The following is a 14,959-nucleotide window of genomic DNA, read 5'->3' as shown; positions in this document are numbered from 1 at the left end:
GGCGCCATTCTTGAATGAATTCGAGGAGAAGTCACCGGCAAAATACGGGCATTGGCGCAGATATCTCGCCGCATTCGGCCGCACGGGGGGCGGGCTTGCGGCTCGGTCAGCCGTGCCGGCCGCCTTCCAGGTAGGCGGCGCGAATCTCGGGGCGCTGCAACAATTCGGCGCCGGTGCCGGCCAGCGTGATCAGGCCGTTGACCATGACATAGCCGCGATGGGCAAGCTTGAGGGCGTGGTTGGCGTTCTGCTCGACGATCAGGACGGTCAGGCCGTCCTGCCGGTTCAGGGTGCGGATCGCATCGAAAATCTGACGCGCGATCAGCGGCGCCAGGCCAAGCGAGGGCTCGTCGAGCAGGAGCAGGCGGGGGCGGCTCATCAAGGCGCGGCCGATCGCCAGCATCTGCTGCTCGCCGCCGGACAGGGTTCCGCCGCGCTGGGCGTAGCGTTCCTTCAGCCGCGGAAACAGCGTGAAGACGCGCTGGAGCGTCGCCTCGCGTTCGGCCTCGGTGCATTCGGTGGCATCCGCCCCCATCTGGAGATTTTCCGCCACGCTCATACGCGGGAAGATGCGGCGGCCCTCGGGCGATTGCGCGATGCGCAAATGCGCGATTGCGTGGGTGGGGACGTCGGTGATGTCGCGGCCTTCATACAGGATCTGGCCGGCGCGGGCGCGCGGCTTGCCGAAGATCGTCATCATCAGCGTCGACTTGCCGGCGCCGTTGGCGCCAATCAGCGCGACGATCTCGCCGGCATTGATCTCGACGTCGACGCCCTTCAGCGCCTCGATCTTGCCGTAGGCGGCGCGCAAGCCCCGGATCGCGAGCAGAGGAGAGGGCGCCGGCGTCACGAGCCGCCCTCCATCACGGCTGCCGCCTCTTCCTCGTCGGCGCCGAGATAGGCGGCGATCACCTTGGGATCGTCGCGGACCTCGCGCGGCGTGCCTTCCGCGATCTTGACGCCATGGTCCATCACCACGATGTGGTCGGAGATCGCCATCACCACCGACATGTCGTGCTCGATCAGGAGGATCGAGGTACCGAGCTCGTCTCTGATCGAGAGCAGAAGCTCGCTCAAGGCCGCGCTCTCACGCGCATTGAGGCCGGCGGCGGGCTCGTCCAGGCACAACAGAGCAGGCTCGGTGCACATGGCGCGCGCGATCTCGAGCCGGCGCTGATCGCCATAGGCGAAATTGCCGGCGGCATCGTCGGCGCGGTCGAGCAGGTTGACCCGCTTGAGCCAGTCCGTGGCGAGATCAATCGCGCGCTTCTCGGCATCGCGATAGCCGGGCGCGCCGATGAGGCCGAGGAAAGTGAAACCGGAGGCGCGCATCAGCGCGTTGTGCTGCGCCACCATCAGGTTTTCCAGCGCGGTCATGCCGGGAAACAGCCGGATGTTCTGGAAGGTGCGGGCCACCTTGGCTTGCTTGGCGATGCGGAAATCGTTCAGCCGCTCCAGCGCGATCGTCCTGCCGTCGTCATGGGTGAGGCGAATGGCGCCGCCGCTCGGTTTGTAGAAGCCGGTGATGCAGTTGAACACCGTGGTTTTGCCGGCGCCGTTCGGTCCGATCAGCGCGGTGATCTTCTTCCGCTCGGCGGCGAAAGAAAGGTCCTGCACGGCAACGATGCCGCCGAAGCGCATGGCGAGCCGGTCGACGCTAAGAATCTTGTCGCCGCTCATCCGTGCCCTTCCTTGACGAGGTCGGAGGAGATCGCCTTCGCCTTGGTCAGATACACGGTGGGGGCTCGATGGCCGATCAGGCCGCGCGGCCGCCAGATCATGATCAGCACCATCGCCATGCCGAACACCAGCATGCGATAGGTCTCTAGGCCGCGGAACAGCTCGAAGCCGCCGATCATGGCGAGAGCGGCCAGCGCGACGCCGAGCTGCGAGCCCATGCCGCCGAGCACGACGATGGCGAGCACCAGCGCCGATTCCTGGAAGGTGAAGGATTCCGGGCTGATGAAGCCCTGGCGGGTGGCGAAGAACGCGCCGGCAAAGCCGCCGAACATCGCCCCGGTCGCGAACGCCGTGAGCTTGGTGGTCGTGGTGTTGATGCCGAGCGCGCGGCAGGCGACCTCGTCCTCGCGCAAGGCTTCCCAGGCCCGCCCGATCGGCAGGCGGCGCAGGCGGATCGTCGCCCAGTTGGTAAGCAGCGCGAGTGCCAGGATCAGATAGAACAGGAAGACGATGCGGTGCGTCGGCGAATATTCGATGTCGAGCTTGGCGGCGAGCCCGTCGTCGCTGTTGTCGAGCGGGATGCCGAAGAAGGAGGGGCGGGGAATGCCGGAGACACCGTTGGGCCCGCCGGTGAGATCCTGCCAGTTGATGATGACGAGGCGGATGATCTCGCCGAAGGCGAGCGTCACGATGGCGAGATAGTCGCCGCGCAGGCGGAGCACGGGGAAGCCGAGCAGCACGCCCCAGAACGCTGCGAGGATGCCGGCCAGCGGGAGGCAGACCCAGAACGACCAGCCGAAATTGGTCGCAAGCAGTGCGTAGGAATAGGCGCCGACCGCATAGAATGCGACATAGCCGAGATCGAGCAGGCCGGCGAGCCCGACCACGACGTTCAGTCCCCATCCCAGCATGACATAGGTGAGCACGAGGATCGCGAGGTCGAGGATGTAGCGCTGGTCATAGAAGATCACCGGCACCAGCAGCGTGAAGATCAGAAGTGCCGGCGCAAGGTAGCGGCCGATAAACGACATGCCGCTCTTCACCGCTGGCGGCACCAGGTTCTCGGCACCGGTCGGGCCGATCCATTGCCGCAGCAGCTCGATCACGATCGAGCCGCCGAATACCGCACCGACGAGGGAGGCAAGTTCGCCGAAGCGCGTCCAATAGGTGAGTTGGCCCGAGGCGCCCGCCTCGGTGCGGATGCCGACCATCAACGAGAACAGCACCAGCGCGACCAGCGCGTTGATGAAAGCCGTCTTCAGGATGGAGGGGATGCCCGGTTTGGCCTTCATGGGTAAGGAAGCTGCCACGCGCGACCGTCAGACTTTTTCGACTTCGGGACGACCGAGCAGGCCGGTCGGCATGAAGATCAGCACGACGATCAGGATCGAGAACGCCGCGACGTCCTTGTATCCGACCGAGAAATAGGCCGACCAGAACGTCTCGATCAGGCCGATCGCAAGGCCGCCGAGCATGGCGCCCGGCAGCGAGCCGATGCCGCCCAGCACGGCCGCGGTGAACGCCTTGATGCCGGCGACGAAGCCCATGAAGAAATCGACCGTCCCGTAGTAAAGCAGGTACATCAGGCCGGCGACTGCGGCGAGCGCGGCGCCGATCACGAAGGTCATGGAGATGGTGCGGTCGACGTCGACGCCGAGCAGCGCCGCCATGGTCTGATCCTGCTCGCAGGCGCGCATGTCGCGCCCGAGCCGGGTGCGCGACACCAGCCAGGTGAAGAGCGCCAGCAGCACGACGGTGGTGACGACCACCATGATCTGGATGTTGGAGAGCTGGATCACGAAGCCATCCGTGCTCTCATGCAGGGTGTAGCCACCGGTGATGAAGGGCGGGATCGGCTTGACGCGCGCGCCTTGCGCAACCTGCGAATAGTTGGTCAGAACGAAGGACATGCCGATCGCCGACAGCATCGGGGCGAGGCGAAAGGAATGGCGCAGCGGCCGGTAGGCGATGCGCTCGATGGTCCAGCCATAGAGCGCCGTGATCGCCATCGAGACCAGCAGCACGACGAGCAGGATCAGCGGGATCGCGGTCAGCCCGAACGAGATCAGGATCAGGAAGGTGATCAGGGCAATGAAGCCGCCGATCATGAAGACGTCGCCATGGGCGAAGTTGATCATGCCGACGATGCCGTAGACCATCGTGTAGCCGATGGCGATCAGGCCGTAGATCGAGCCCAGGACCAGGCCATTGATGAGTTGCTGGGTGAAATAATCCATGGGCTGCCGTACCAAACCTGACGCGGGCTCAAAGAGAGCTCTTAGGAGAGTGGGTTGGAGTGTGGTTTTCTTGGGCCCCGGCAGCCCCTAGGCATTCTTCCGGTTTTGTAACAGGAGGGAACTGGCGGCTGCAACTGGTCACGCTACGCCAGAAGGTCTTGTACAGAGGTCATTTAGCCTTGGGTTCCGCAACTGCGAGGAACCGGGTTCCGCGGGCAACCAAAATGGATGCCGGCCGTTATCTCGCCTCTGACGTCCAACAAGGGAGTTCCCCGAATGACGAAGCAGCAGAACCAGAATCCGGGTCAGCAGAGTCAGAACCCCGGCCAGCAGCGCCCAGGTCAACAGCCGGGCCAGCAGGGTGGCGGTCAGAAACCTGGACAGCAGCAGCAGAACGATCCGATGCGTCAGGGCGATCGCCCCGGTCAGCAACAGGGTGGTCAGCAGGACAAGTAATCTGGGAGCCCAAGCGTAAAGAGGGTGATGAGGGCCCCGCCGAGAGGCGGGGCTTTTTTTGTGTTCGCCCGGGCAATTAAGGTAAACAAAGGGTTTAAATTGCCGCCACAGTCTGATGCGAGTTAGCTCCCGTGAAGCCGCTGCCTTCCGTCGAAGGCCTTCGGCAAATCAAGTGGGAAGCGGCATGTTCGGGAATTGGCGGATCGGCTCGGTCAACGGCGCGCTGCTGGCGGCCTATTTCATTCCGGCCTGGAGCCTCGTTGCCTTCAACATCATGGTCGCGCCGGTGCATGGCCTCTTTGAGCGGCCGAGTGTCGCAGTTGCGCTGTTCCTCAGCGACCATCTCGAGATGGCGGGGATGAGCACGGTGCGGGCCGCCTGGCTGTTGGCGCTAGGCCGGATGACCGTGGTGGCGTTCTTTGCGATCTACCTCGTGCTTCTGTGCATCCCCCGCGCCCGCAAGGGCGGCGGCAGCGACGAGGCGCTTGGCATTGCGCTCGCGATCGGCAGCCTGATCTCGTTTGCCAGCATGGTAATGGCTTCGAAGGTCGGCGAGATGGCCGCGCTCCGGCTCCATGCCACCGAGCTGCTGCTCCTGCTCGGCGCTGCCATCGTGGTGGTGATCGAACGGCCCGAGCCTGCGCCGAAGATCGTCGAGAACGTCGCGCCGCCGAGTCTTCAGCCGCTAGGTCTTGAGCAGGCCGAGCTCCTGCACAATCGCTGAGGCCTCCTTCACGGCGTGGTTCGCGGCCGGCACGCCGCAATAGATCGCCTGCTGCAGCAGGATCTCCTTGATGTCGTCGGGGGTGAAGCCACCCTCGGCGAGCGCCGCGCGCACGTGCAGGCGGAATTCGTCCCATTGCCCGAGCGCGACCATGGTGCCGATCACCAGCACGCGCCGCGTGCGCTCGTCGAAATGCGGCCGCGTCCAGATCTCGCCCCAGGCGTAGCGCGTGATCAGGTCCTGGAAGTCGGTGTTGAAGGCGTTGCGGTTGGTAATCGACTTGTCGACCCAGGCATTGCCCAGCACCTTTCGGCGCACGTTCATGCCGGCATCGCGGCGCTTCTGGTCGTCCATTCTATCCTCCTCTCAGTCATTGCGAGCGAGCGAAGCAATCCAGAAACTTTCCGCCGAGACGGTCTGGATTGTTTCGTCGCTTCGCTCCTCGCAATGACGGCTGCGGTTAGCGCTGCGTCAAGAATCCCACCACCGCATCCGTAAACGCATGCGGCTGCTCGACGTTGGAAATGTGCGCGGCGTCGATGATGGTCATGCTGGCGCCGGGAATGTTCGAGCGGATCAACTCTCCCGCCGAGATCGGCGTCGCCATGTCGTGGCGGCCGGCGATCACCAGTGTCGGGCTCTTGATCTTGGGAAGCAGTTCGCGCTGGTCGAGCGTCGACAGCGCCTCGCAGCAGGCGAGATAACCTTCGACCGGGGAGGCGAGCAGCATCGATTTCATCCTGGCGGTGATGTCAGGCTCGCGCTCGCGAAAATCTTGTGTCAGCCAGCCTGCGATCACGGCATCGGCAACCGCGGCGATGCCGCCTTTCTTCACCGCGTCGATGCGCTCCAGCCATTTGGTCGGCTCGGCATAGTAGCAGGAGGTGTTGGCGAGAATGAGCTTGCCGAAGCGTTCCGGTGCGTTGGCGCCCAGCCATTGCCCGACCATACCGCCCATCGACAGGCCGCACCAATGCACCTTCTCGATGTTGAGGTCGTCGAGGATCGCGAGCACGTCGCGGCCGAAGCGCTCCATCGTGTAGGGACCAGGCGGAACGTTGGACTTGCCGTGGCCGCGGCGGTCGTAGCGGATGACGCGGAACACCTGCGTCAGCGCCTTCATCTGCGGCTCCCACATCTGCAGCGTGCAGCCGAGCGAATTGGACAGCATCAGGGTCGGCCCGCCGTCGCGGCCCTCGACGGAGACGTTGATCAGGCAACCGTCGGCATCGATCATGGGCATGAAGGCGTCTCCGTCGTATTTATTCGGGGTCGAGGCTGTCGAGCAGCCGGTCGATCAGGGCTTGGGAGGCCCCTTGATAGGCCATCGGCTCGAACAATGCCGCAATTTTTTCCGGAGAAAGGTGCGCAGTGACCTGCGAATCGGCCGACAGCACCTCGCGCAGATGTTTCTTCTCGGCGACTGCACGCTTGCTGGCGCCCTCGATCAGATGATGCGCATCGCTCTTGCCGATCTTTTCGGCCAGCGCAAAGGTGACCGCTTCCGCCATGATCAGCCCCTGCGTCGCGTCGAGATTGCTGCGCATGCGCGCGGCATCGACGTCAAGTCCTTCGGCGATGTCGACGACGGCGGCAAGCGCCCCCGAGGTGACCAGCATCAATTGCGGCAGCGTCGGCCATTCTGCGTGCCAGGGGCCGGCGCTGCGCTCGTTGTCCTGCACTTGAGCAGCAAAAATTGTCGCGGCGAGCTGCGGAGCCATTGTAGCGGCGCCCAGCGCACTGGCAGCGGCGACCGGGTTGCGCTTGTGCGGCATGGTCGAGGAGCCGCCGCGGCCTTCGCCGGCCGGCTCGAACGCTTCGGCGACGTCGGTCTGCATCATCAGTGAGACGTCGCGCGCGATCTTGCCGCAGCTTCCGGCCAGAATAGCGAAGCAGGAAGCGGCCTCTGCGATGCGGTCGCGATGGGTGTGCCAGGGCGCCTCCGGCAGCGGCAGCTCGAGCTCGCGTGCGAGACGTTCCGCCACGGCAAGCCCCTTGTTTCCGAGCGCGGCGAGCGTGCCGGCGGCGCCGCCGAATTGCAGCGCGAGCCCCTCGCGGGAGAGCCGCCGCAGGCGGCAGCGGGCGCGGGCGAGGCTCGACGCATATTCGGCGGCTTTCAGGCCGAACGGCATCGGCAGCGCGTGCTGGAGCCAGGTCCGTGCCACCATCGCGGTGTTGCGATGGTTGCGCGCCAGCGCGGCAAAGCCCTTGATGGCGCGGCTGAGGTCGGCGTCCAGCGTATCGATGCCGGCGCGAAGCGTGAGCATGGTCGCAGTGTCGATGACGTCCTGGCTGGTTGCGCCCCAATGCACGTAGCGCGCGGCCTCCGTGTCGGCCTTGCCGACATTGGCGGTGAGCACCTTGACCAGGGGAATCGCGAGATTGCCCGATCGCGTCGCGGCCTCTGCCAGTGCAGCCATGTCGAAGGAATCGGCCTTGCACGCGGCCTCGATCGGGCTCACCGCGGATGCGGGAATCACACCCGCGGCCGCTTCGGCCCGGGCCAGGGCTGCCTCGAAATCGAGCATGTTCTGGAGGGTCGACCGGTCGTCGCAGACCGCGCGCATGGCTGGGCTCGACAGCATTGGCGCGAGCAGGGGGGAGAGGGATGTGCTCATATTGTGCGGGACCTAACCACCATGGCCCGCCTGTGCCAATCCCCAACCATCAGCGCAAGCTTTTTGCAGTTGCGAATATGCATTGCACGTGACCGGGTGCCACCCTTTCCTTTGCGGCTCCCGTGCGTTACTTGATCAGCATTATAGTTGCGCGATCCCGGGAGGCACCCCATGGCCATGACGATGAACGGCGAAGTCCAGCTTGCGGCGCCGCGCGAGGCCGTGTGGGAGAAGCTCAACGATCCCGAGGTGCTGAAGGCCTGCATCCCCGGTTGCGAGGAGCTTGAGAGGACCGACGACGGCGGTTTTCGCGCAACGGCGAAAATGAAGGTCGGCCCGGTGTCGGCACGCTTCAAGGGCAAGGTCACGCTCTCCGATCTCGATCCGCCGAACGGCTATAGGATCTCGGGTGAGGGCGAGGGCGGGGTCGCCGGCTTCGCCAAGGGTGGCGCGGTGGTCAAGCTGGCGGAGAAGGACGGCGGCACGCTGCTCTCCTACGAGGTCGAGGCGCAGATCGGCGGCAAGTTGGCGCAGCTCGGCCAGCGCCTGATCAACGGCGCCGCCAAGAAACTTGCCGACGAGTTTTTCGCGAACTTCGCCAAGGCGGTACAGGGCTGAAGGCTATCGCCTTTCGGCATGGCGCCTTGCATCCCGGGCGATGTTGCCCCGGGGCATAATGGCCCATATGATGGGTTGGAATAATTATAAGAACCGCTTCGATGGGACCCGTCGGGGCGCTGATAGAGAGTGCTTATGGCAAAAATCTCCCTCATCGTGAACGGCAATCCTGTCACGGCCAACGTCGATCCCCGCACCCTGCTGGTGCAGTTCCTGCGCGAGAATCTGCACCTGACCGGCACCCATGTCGGCTGCGACACCTCGCAGTGCGGCGCCTGTGTCGTGCATCTCGACGGCAAGGCCGTGAAGTCCTGCACCACGCTGGCGGTGATGGCTGACGGCCACGAGGTCAAGACGATCGAGGGGCTGGCCGCAGACGGCGCGCCGCTGCATCCGATGCAGGAGGCCTTCCGCGAGCACCATGGCCTGCAATGCGGCTTCTGCACGCCGGGCATGATCATGACCGCGATCGACATCGTGCACCGCAAAGGCAACGAGCTCGACGACCATACGATCCGGGAAGAACTAGAAGGCAATCTCTGCCGCTGCACCGGCTACCAGAACATCGTCGCCTCGATCTCCGCCGGCGCCAAGGCGATGGCGAAATCCGATCTCGCGTAACGCGCATCCCGCGATCAGGACACTCAGATGTACGAATTCAAATATCATCGCCCCGGGACCGTTCGGCAGGCCGCCAACCTTCTGGTGAAGAACGAAGACGCCAAGGTGATCGCCGGCGGCCACACGCTGATTCCCGTCATGAAGCAGCGCCTCGCCAGCCCCCCACACCTGGTCGACCTCTCCCATATCGAGGGGCTCAACACGATCGAGATGAAGGGCCGCGCGCTCGTGATCGGCGCCACCGCCAAGCACGCCGAGGTCGCAAGCTCGCCGATCGTCGGTGAAGCCATTCCGGCGCTGGCGAACCTTGCCGGCGGAATTGGCGATCCCGCCGTGCGCCACAAGGGCACGATCGGCGGCTCGCTCGCCAACAACGATCCGACCGCGGACTATCCGGCCGCGGTGTTCGCGCTGGGGGCGACCATCGTCACCAACAAGCGCCGTCTCAAGGCCGAGGAGTATTTCCAGGGCCTGTTCACGACCGCGCTGGAAGCCGACGAGATCATCACCAAGGTGATGTTCCCGCTGCCTAAGAAGGCGGCCTACGTCAAATTCCGCAACCAGGCCTCGCGCTATGCGCTGGTCGGCGTGTTCGTGGCACGGCGTCCCTCCGATGTGCGGGTTGCCGTGACCGGCGCCGGCTCCGAAGGCGTATTCCGTGTCAGCGCGTTCGAGGAGGCGCTCAAGAAGCGCTTCGCCGCCAAGGCACTTGACGGCATCGAGGTGCCGGCCGAAGGCCTCAACAGCGACATCCACGGCAGCGCCGAGTACCGCGCGCATCTCATCGGCGTGCTGACGCGCCGCGCCGTCGATGCTGCCAACGCCAAGGAGTGAGGTGATCTCACGCCTCGGCCCAAACTTGTCCCCGGTGAGGGCGTAGCGAGACTGGCTTTTTCATGACTTCAGCGGCCAATTCTTCCGGTGCTTTGCCGGCATCGGTCGATGCGATGCTCGAACTCCTGACATCGCGCGGCTACCTCGCGGAGCGGTCACTGGCGACGGTGACGTATCTGTCGCTGCGCATGGGTCGGCCGCTGTTCCTGGAAGGCGAGGCCGGCGTCGGCAAGACCGAGATTGCAAAGGTCTTGTCGGCCGCGCTGGGGCGGAAGCTGATCCGCCTGCAGTGCTACGAAGGCCTCGACGTCTCCTCCGCAGTCTACGAGTGGAATAGCGCCGCGCAGATGATCGCGATCCGGATGGCGGAAGCGGCCGGCGACACCGATCGCGACCAGCTCTCGAGCGACATCTTTGCCGACCGCTACATGATCAAGCGGCCGCTGCTGCAGGCGCTGGAGCCCGACGTTGCGGGCCCACCGGTGCTGCTGATCGACGAGCTCGACCGCGCCGACGAGGCGTTCGAGGCGTATTTGCTTGAAATCCTCAGCGACTTCCAGGTGACGATTCCGGAGTTCGGCACGGTGAAGGCGCCGAGCCCGCCGATCGTCATCATCACCTCCAACCGCACCCGAGAGATTCACGACGCGCTGAAGCGGCGCTGTCTCTATCACTGGGTGGATTATCCCGCCGCCGAGCGCGAGCTCGCCATCGTGAAATCGCGCGTGCCCGGCATCTCCGCGAAGCTGTCGCAGCAGGTCGTGCGCTTCGTCCAGGCGCTGCGCAACCAGGATTTCTACAAGTCGCCGGGCGTCGCCGAGACCATCGATTGGGCCACCGCGCTGTCCGAGCTCGACGCCCGCTCGCTGACCCCGCAAGTGGTCGGCGACACGCTGGGCGCGCTGCTCAAGTACCAGGACGACATCACCCGGATGCAGGGCGACACCCTGCAGAAGGTGCTGAAGGAAGTGACGAGCGAGAATTGATGCGCGTGCGTCATAATGAACTCGTCATTCCGGGGCGCGCGTAGCGCGAGCCCGGAATCCATACTCCCGATCGTGGTTATGGATTCCGGGCTCGCCGCTGACGCGGCGCCCCGGAATGACGGCTGAGAGTGTTGAACCATGGCCATCAACCACCTTGCCCCCGAGCAGACCGAGCAGTTCGCCGACAACATCGTCGGCTTCGCCCGCGCGCTGCGTTTGGCGGGCATGCCGGTGGGCCCAGGCGCCGTCATCGACGCCATGAGCGCGCTGCAGGCGATCGACATCGGCAACCGCGCCGACGTCTTCACCACGCTGGAGGCGATCTTCGTCAAGCGCCACGAGCACGCGCTGATCTTCAAGCAAGCCTTCAACCTATTCTTCCGTGCCTCCGAGGAATGGAAGCACATGCTCGATTCGGTGCCGCTACCGGACGAGGCCAAGAAGAAGCCGCAGGCCGGCTCGCGCCGTGTCCAGGAGGCGATGTCGCGGCCGCGCATGACCGAGACGCCGCAGCATCAGGAGCAGGATCTGCGGCTGTCGGTCTCCGACAAGGAAATCCTCCAGAAGAAGGATTTCGCGCAGATGAGCGCCGCCGAGATCACCGAGGCGCTACGTGCCGTCGAGCGGATGCGGTTGCCGCAGGCCGAGCTCCTGACGCGCCGGCACCGACCCGATCCGCGCGGGGTTCGCCTCGACCTGCGCCGCACGCTGCGTGCATCCTTGCGCACCGGCGGCGACATCATCGACATCCATCGGCTCGGGCGGATCGAGAAGCCGGCGCCGATCGTGGCGCTGCTCGACATCTCGGGCTCGATGAGCGAGTACACCCGGCTCTTCCTGCATTTCCTCCATGCCATCGGCGATGCGCGCAAGCGTGTCTCGGTGTTCCTGTTCGGCACCCGTCTCACCAACGTCACCCGCGCGCTGCGCCAGCGCGACCCGGACGAGGCGCTGGCGAGCTGCTCGGCCTCGGTCGAGGACTGGGCCGGCGGCACAAGGATCTCCGCCTCGCTGCACAACTTCAACAAATTGTGGGCGCGGCGCGTGCTGAGCCAGGGCGCCATCGTGCTGCTGATCTCGGACGGGCTGGAACGTGAGGCCGATTGCAGGCTTGCCTTCGAGATGGACCGGCTGCACCGCTCCTGCCGGCGGCTGATCTGGCTCAACCCGCTATTGCGGTTCGGCGGCTTCGAGGCCAAGGCGCAGGGCATCAAAATGATGCTCCCGCACGTTGACGAATTCCGCCCGGTACATAATTTGAGTTCGATCCAGGAGCTGATCACGACGCTCTCCCGGCCGCTGCCGCCGCATCACCGCAGCCTGATCCGCTCTGCAGCTTGAGAGGCACCCCATGCTCGATCGCGACGAGGATATCCTGAAGGCGGCGGAGGACTGGCAGAAGGCCGGCCGTGGCGTCGCGCTGGCGACGGTGGTGGAGACCTGGGGCTCGGCGCCGCGCCCGGCGGGCTCGAGCCTCGTCATCAACGACGAGGGCACGTTCCTGGGCTCGGTCTCCGGCGGCTGCGTCGAGGGTGCCGTGGTCACCGAGGCCATGGATGTGATCCAGAGCGGCAAGCCGCGCATGCTTGAGTTCGGCGTGGCGGATGAGACCGCCTGGAATGTCGGGCTGTCCTGCGGCGGCACCATCCGCGTCTTCGTCGAGAAAGTCGGCTAGCCGTGAAGCTCGAGATCCTGCACGAACTCAATGCCGAGCGGGCCGCGCGCCGGCCGGCGATCCTGGTGACGGACACCGAGAGCGGCGAGCAGCGCCTCGTGAAGGCTGCGGCTTTTTCCAAGGACCCGTTGCGTGCCGAGCTTGAGAAGCAGCTTCGCATGGGCAAGAGCGCCAGTGTCGAAGTTGGCGGCAAGAAGCTGTTCCTCAACGTCTATGCCCCGACCGCAAAGCTCGTCATCGTCGGCGCGGTCCATATCAGCCAGGCCTTGGCGCCGCTGGCGCGCTCGCTTGGCTACGACGTCACCGTGGTTGATCCGCGCACGGCGTTCGCCAGCCCCGAGCGCTTTCCCGACGTTCCGCTGGTCGCCGAATGGCCGGATACCGCGCTGCCGCCGCTCAATGTCGATGCCTACACGGCTTTCGTCGCGGTGACGCACGATCCGAAGATCGACGACCCCGCGCTGCTGCACGCCTTCGAGCGCAATTGCTTCTATATCGGCGCGCTCGGGTCCCGGAAAACGCACGCCAAGCGCGGCGACCGGCTGCGGGCGCAGGGCGCGAAGGAGAGCGACATCGCGCGCATTCACGCGCCCATCGGGCTTGCGATCGGCGCGGTCTCTCCGTCCGAGATCGCGGTGGCGATCATGGCCGAGATCACCGCGGTGCTCCGCCTGCCTCCCAAAGAAAAAGAAGAAGCGGCATGAAATTTGGCCCGGCGAGTCCCAGGGATGCGATCGGTGGGGTGACCGTCCACACCCTGCGCCAGGGACCGCTGGTGCTGAAGAAGGGCACGACGATCGGCCCCGCCGAGGTCGAGGCTCTTGAGCGTGCCGGCATCAAGGACGTCGTCGTGGTGCGTATGGAGGCGGGCGACGTCTCCGAGGACGTTGCGGCCGCCGGCATCGCGCTTGCCGTCGGCGGCGAGGGCATCCATGTCGAGCGCGCCTTCACCGGCCGCGCCAATCTGTTCGCCGCGCGCCCGGGCGTGCTGGTGATCGACCGCGCCGCGGTCGACCGCATCAACAATATCGATGAGGCCATCACCTTTGCGACGCTCTCGGCCTACAAGCCGGTGGTCGAGGGCGAGATGGTCGGCACCGTCAAGATCATCCCGTTTGGGGTCGAAGGCAATTTACGCGATGCCGCGGTGAAAGCCGCCGGCAGAGACGTGCTGAAGATCGCGCCTTACGTTATCCAGCGCGTCGGCGTGGTCTCAACCCTGTTGCCGGGCCTGTCCTCCAAGGTGATCGACAAGACGCTGCGGGTCACGGCCGAGCGACTCGCGCCGGCCGGCGCCAGCATCATTGCCGAACGTCGGGCCCAGCACGACGAACAGGCGCTGTCGGCGGCGATCAAGGAATTGCTCGCGCTCGGCGCCGAGCTTGTCATCGTGTTCGGAGCGTCTGCGATTGCCGATCGCCGCGACGTCATCCCGGCAGCCGTCACCGGCATCGGCGGCGAGATCGAGCATTTCGGGATGCCGGTTGATCCCGGCAATCTGCTGCTGATTGCCCGCGCCGGCAATGTGCCGCTGCTGGGCGCGCCGGGCTGTGCGCGCTCGCCGGTCGAGAACGGCTTTGACTGGGTCTTGATGCGGCTGCTTGCCGGCATCAAGGTGACGCGTTCCGAACTGATGGGCATGGGCGTCGGCGGCCTCCTGATGGAGATCGTCACGCGGCCGCAGCCGCGCGCCAAGCCCGAGACCGAGGGTAACAGCCAAGTCGCCGCCATCGTGCTGGCGGCGGGACGCTCGACCCGGATGAATGGGCCGAACAAGCTGCTCGCAGAACTCGATGGCAAGAAGCTGGTGCGCCTCGCCGCCGAGCAGGCGCTGGCTTCGAGGGCGTCCGAGGTGATCGTCGTCACCGGCCATCAGGCCGAGTTGGTCGAGCAGGCCCTGCAAGGCCTGAAGGTGAAGTTCGTCCGCAATCCCGATTTTGCCGGCGGCATCGCAAGCTCGGTCAAGGCCGGCATCGCCGCCGTGCCAGAGGCTTGCGACGGCGCCGTAGTGTGCCTTGGCGACATGCCGCTGATCGATGCCGGCCTGATCGACCGCCTCATCGACGGCTTTGCGCCGGATCGCGGCAACCTCATCGTCGTGCCCGTCAGCGAAGGCCGCCGCGGCAATCCCGTGCTGTGGTCGCGCCGCTTCTTCAGGGAATTGATGACGCTCGACGGTGATATCGGCGCGCGCCATTTGATCGCCAAGCACACCGAGGCGGTCGCCGAAGTGCCGGTCGACGGCGAGAGCGCCTTCCTCGACATCGACACGCCGCAGGCGCTGGAAGCGGCAAGACGGGGATGAAGGCGCCGCAAATGACGGTGCCGTAGGGTGGGCAAAGGCGCATAGCCGTGCCCACCATCTCTCCGTTGCAATCTACAATTCGTGGGCACGCTTCGCTTTGCCCACCCTACGGCGCCTATGGTCGCTCCTGGCTTCCGATTTCAACCACCCGTTCACCATCTGGAAACGACCGGCGCTTACAGTCGCCTCCACCTGCCTTGGGGGG

General features: G+C 65.3%; 17 protein-coding genes. 10 read left to right on the top strand and 7 right to left on the bottom strand.

Annotation, left to right across the window (positions count from 1 at the left end):
• Positions 1-106 precede the first annotated feature (106 nt).
• Genes IVB26_RS26320 through IVB26_RS26305 form a run of 4 tightly spaced genes read right to left on the bottom strand, consistent with a single transcriptional unit; the run spans position 107 to position 3,917 of the window.
• The gene (locus IVB26_RS26320) at positions 107-850 is read right to left on the bottom strand and encodes an ABC transporter ATP-binding protein (protein ID WP_247968054.1); all 744 of its coding nucleotides are present in this window, start codon (positions 848-850) and stop codon (positions 107-109) included.
• Entirely contained in the window at positions 847-1,680 is an 834-nt protein-coding gene (locus tag IVB26_RS26315; RefSeq protein ID WP_247968053.1) for an ABC transporter ATP-binding protein, read from the bottom strand. The genes IVB26_RS26320 and IVB26_RS26315 overlap by 4 nt, the downstream gene beginning before the upstream one ends.
• The gene (gene livM, locus IVB26_RS26310; RefSeq protein ID WP_247326921.1) at positions 1,677-2,972 is read right to left on the bottom strand and encodes a high-affinity branched-chain amino acid ABC transporter permease LivM; all 1,296 of its coding nucleotides are present in this window, start codon (positions 2,970-2,972) and stop codon (positions 1,677-1,679) included. Before livM ends, IVB26_RS26315 begins: the two co-directional genes overlap by 4 nt.
• 27 nt (positions 2,973-2,999) lie before the next feature.
• On the bottom strand, positions 3,000-3,917 hold the full coding sequence (locus IVB26_RS26305) for an ABC transporter permease subunit (RefSeq protein WP_246924939.1): 918 nt from the start codon (positions 3,915-3,917) through the stop codon (positions 3,000-3,002).
• 276 nt (positions 3,918-4,193) lie between these two features.
• On the opposite strand from IVB26_RS26305, the gene IVB26_RS26300 reads away from it, so the two are divergent.
• A complete protein-coding gene (locus IVB26_RS26300; protein WP_247968052.1) occupies positions 4,194-4,373 on the top strand; it encodes a hypothetical protein in 180 nt (59 codons plus the stop codon).
• A 184-nt stretch (positions 4,374-4,557) separates the two neighbouring features.
• Positions 4,558-5,097 carry a hypothetical protein gene (locus IVB26_RS26295; RefSeq protein ID WP_246924934.1) on the top strand — a complete coding sequence of 180 codons (540 nt, stop codon included), beginning with the start codon at positions 4,558-4,560 and terminating at the stop codon, positions 5,095-5,097.
• Here the strand turns inward: IVB26_RS26295 and IVB26_RS26290 are convergent.
• The 3 genes from IVB26_RS26290 to IVB26_RS26280 form a co-directional block, all read right to left on the bottom strand.
• A complete protein-coding gene (locus tag IVB26_RS26290; RefSeq protein WP_247968051.1) occupies positions 5,059-5,451 on the bottom strand; it encodes a carboxymuconolactone decarboxylase family protein in 393 nt (130 codons plus the stop codon). The two genes, IVB26_RS26295 and IVB26_RS26290, sit on opposite strands and share 39 nt — an antisense overlap.
• A gap of 106 nt (positions 5,452-5,557) precedes the next feature.
• A complete protein-coding gene (gene pcaD / locus IVB26_RS26285; RefSeq protein ID WP_247968050.1) occupies positions 5,558-6,340 on the bottom strand; it encodes a 3-oxoadipate enol-lactonase in 783 nt (260 codons plus the stop codon).
• A gap of 19 nt (positions 6,341-6,359) precedes the next feature.
• Positions 6,360-7,715, bottom strand: coding sequence for a 3-carboxy-cis,cis-muconate cycloisomerase (locus IVB26_RS26280; RefSeq protein WP_247968049.1), 1,356 nt, complete (start codon positions 7,713-7,715; stop codon positions 6,360-6,362).
• A gap of 171 nt (positions 7,716-7,886) precedes the next feature.
• Between IVB26_RS26280 and IVB26_RS26275 the strand changes: the two genes are divergently transcribed.
• The 8 genes from IVB26_RS26275 (at position 7,887) to IVB26_RS26240 (ending at position 14,754) form a co-directional block, all read left to right on the top strand.
• The gene (locus tag IVB26_RS26275) at positions 7,887-8,333 is read left to right on the top strand and encodes an SRPBCC family protein (RefSeq protein ID WP_247968048.1); all 447 of its coding nucleotides are present in this window, start codon (positions 7,887-7,889) and stop codon (positions 8,331-8,333) included.
• Between the two features lie 135 nt (positions 8,334-8,468).
• Entirely contained in the window at positions 8,469-8,954 is a 486-nt protein-coding gene (locus IVB26_RS26270; protein ID WP_212081488.1) for a (2Fe-2S)-binding protein, read from the top strand.
• Between the two features lie 27 nt (positions 8,955-8,981).
• Positions 8,982-9,788, top strand: a complete 807-nt coding sequence (locus IVB26_RS26265; RefSeq protein ID WP_247968047.1) for an FAD binding domain-containing protein — start codon at positions 8,982-8,984, stop codon at positions 9,786-9,788.
• Between the two features lie 62 nt (positions 9,789-9,850).
• The gene (locus tag IVB26_RS26260; protein ID WP_247968046.1) at positions 9,851-10,774 is read left to right on the top strand and encodes an AAA family ATPase; all 924 of its coding nucleotides are present in this window, start codon (positions 9,851-9,853) and stop codon (positions 10,772-10,774) included.
• A 138-nt stretch (positions 10,775-10,912) separates the two neighbouring features.
• Positions 10,913-12,115, top strand: coding sequence for a vWA domain-containing protein (locus IVB26_RS26255; RefSeq protein WP_247968045.1), 1,203 nt, complete (start codon positions 10,913-10,915; stop codon positions 12,113-12,115).
• Between the two features lie 10 nt (positions 12,116-12,125).
• Positions 12,126-12,449, top strand: coding sequence for an XdhC family protein (locus IVB26_RS26250; RefSeq protein WP_007602422.1), 324 nt, complete (start codon positions 12,126-12,128; stop codon positions 12,447-12,449).
• Positions 12,450-12,451: 2 nt separating this feature from the next.
• Positions 12,452-13,153 (top strand): XdhC family protein, encoded by a 702-nt coding sequence (locus tag IVB26_RS26245; protein WP_247968044.1) that lies wholly within the window; start codon positions 12,452-12,454, stop codon positions 13,151-13,153.
• A complete protein-coding gene (locus IVB26_RS26240) occupies positions 13,150-14,754 on the top strand; it encodes an NTP transferase domain-containing protein (RefSeq protein ID WP_247968043.1) in 1,605 nt (534 codons plus the stop codon). The genes IVB26_RS26245 and IVB26_RS26240 overlap by 4 nt, the downstream gene beginning before the upstream one ends.
• The last annotated feature ends 205 nt before the right edge of the window (positions 14,755-14,959 follow it).

This window comes from Bradyrhizobium sp. 195 (assembly GCF_023101665.1).
Classification (GTDB): Bacteria; Pseudomonadota; Alphaproteobacteria; order Rhizobiales; family Xanthobacteraceae; genus Bradyrhizobium.
Note: the sequence above shows the minus strand (reverse complement) of the source record. Positions and strands in the feature narration are given on the sequence as shown.

Excerpts from the sequence above, each read along its gene's own strand:
- IVB26_RS26240 (WP_247968043.1), top strand. The coding sequence starts at position 13,150 with ATGAAATTTGGCCCGGCGAGTCCCAGGGATGCGATCGGTGGGGTGACC.
- IVB26_RS26255 (WP_247968045.1), top strand. The coding sequence starts at position 10,913 with ATGGCCATCAACCACCTTGCCCCCGAGCAGACCGAGCAGTTCGCCGAC.
- IVB26_RS26275 (WP_247968048.1), top strand. The coding sequence starts at position 7,887 with ATGGCCATGACGATGAACGGCGAAGTCCAGCTTGCGGCGCCGCGCGAG.
- IVB26_RS26315 (WP_247968053.1), bottom strand. The coding sequence starts at position 1,680 with ATGAGCGGCGACAAGATTCTTAGCGTCGACCGGCTCGCCATGCGCTTC.
- pcaD (WP_247968050.1), bottom strand. The coding sequence starts at position 6,340 with ATGCCCATGATCGATGCCGACGGTTGCCTGATCAACGTCTCCGTCGAG.
- livM (WP_247326921.1), bottom strand. The coding sequence starts at position 2,972 with ATGAAGGCCAAACCGGGCATCCCCTCCATCCTGAAGACGGCTTTCATC.
- IVB26_RS26280 (WP_247968049.1), bottom strand. The coding sequence starts at position 7,715 with ATGAGCACATCCCTCTCCCCCCTGCTCGCGCCAATGCTGTCGAGCCCA.
- IVB26_RS26300 (WP_247968052.1), top strand. The coding sequence starts at position 4,194 with ATGACGAAGCAGCAGAACCAGAATCCGGGTCAGCAGAGTCAGAACCCC.
- IVB26_RS26265 (WP_247968047.1), top strand. The coding sequence starts at position 8,982 with ATGTACGAATTCAAATATCATCGCCCCGGGACCGTTCGGCAGGCCGCC.
- IVB26_RS26260 (WP_247968046.1), top strand. The coding sequence starts at position 9,851 with ATGACTTCAGCGGCCAATTCTTCCGGTGCTTTGCCGGCATCGGTCGAT.
- IVB26_RS26270 (WP_212081488.1), top strand. The coding sequence starts at position 8,469 with ATGGCAAAAATCTCCCTCATCGTGAACGGCAATCCTGTCACGGCCAAC.
- IVB26_RS26290 (WP_247968051.1), bottom strand. The coding sequence starts at position 5,451 with ATGGACGACCAGAAGCGCCGCGATGCCGGCATGAACGTGCGCCGAAAG.
- IVB26_RS26305 (WP_246924939.1), bottom strand. The coding sequence starts at position 3,917 with ATGGATTATTTCACCCAGCAACTCATCAATGGCCTGGTCCTGGGCTCG.
- IVB26_RS26295 (WP_246924934.1), top strand. The coding sequence starts at position 4,558 with ATGTTCGGGAATTGGCGGATCGGCTCGGTCAACGGCGCGCTGCTGGCG.
- IVB26_RS26250 (WP_007602422.1), top strand. The coding sequence starts at position 12,126 with ATGCTCGATCGCGACGAGGATATCCTGAAGGCGGCGGAGGACTGGCAG.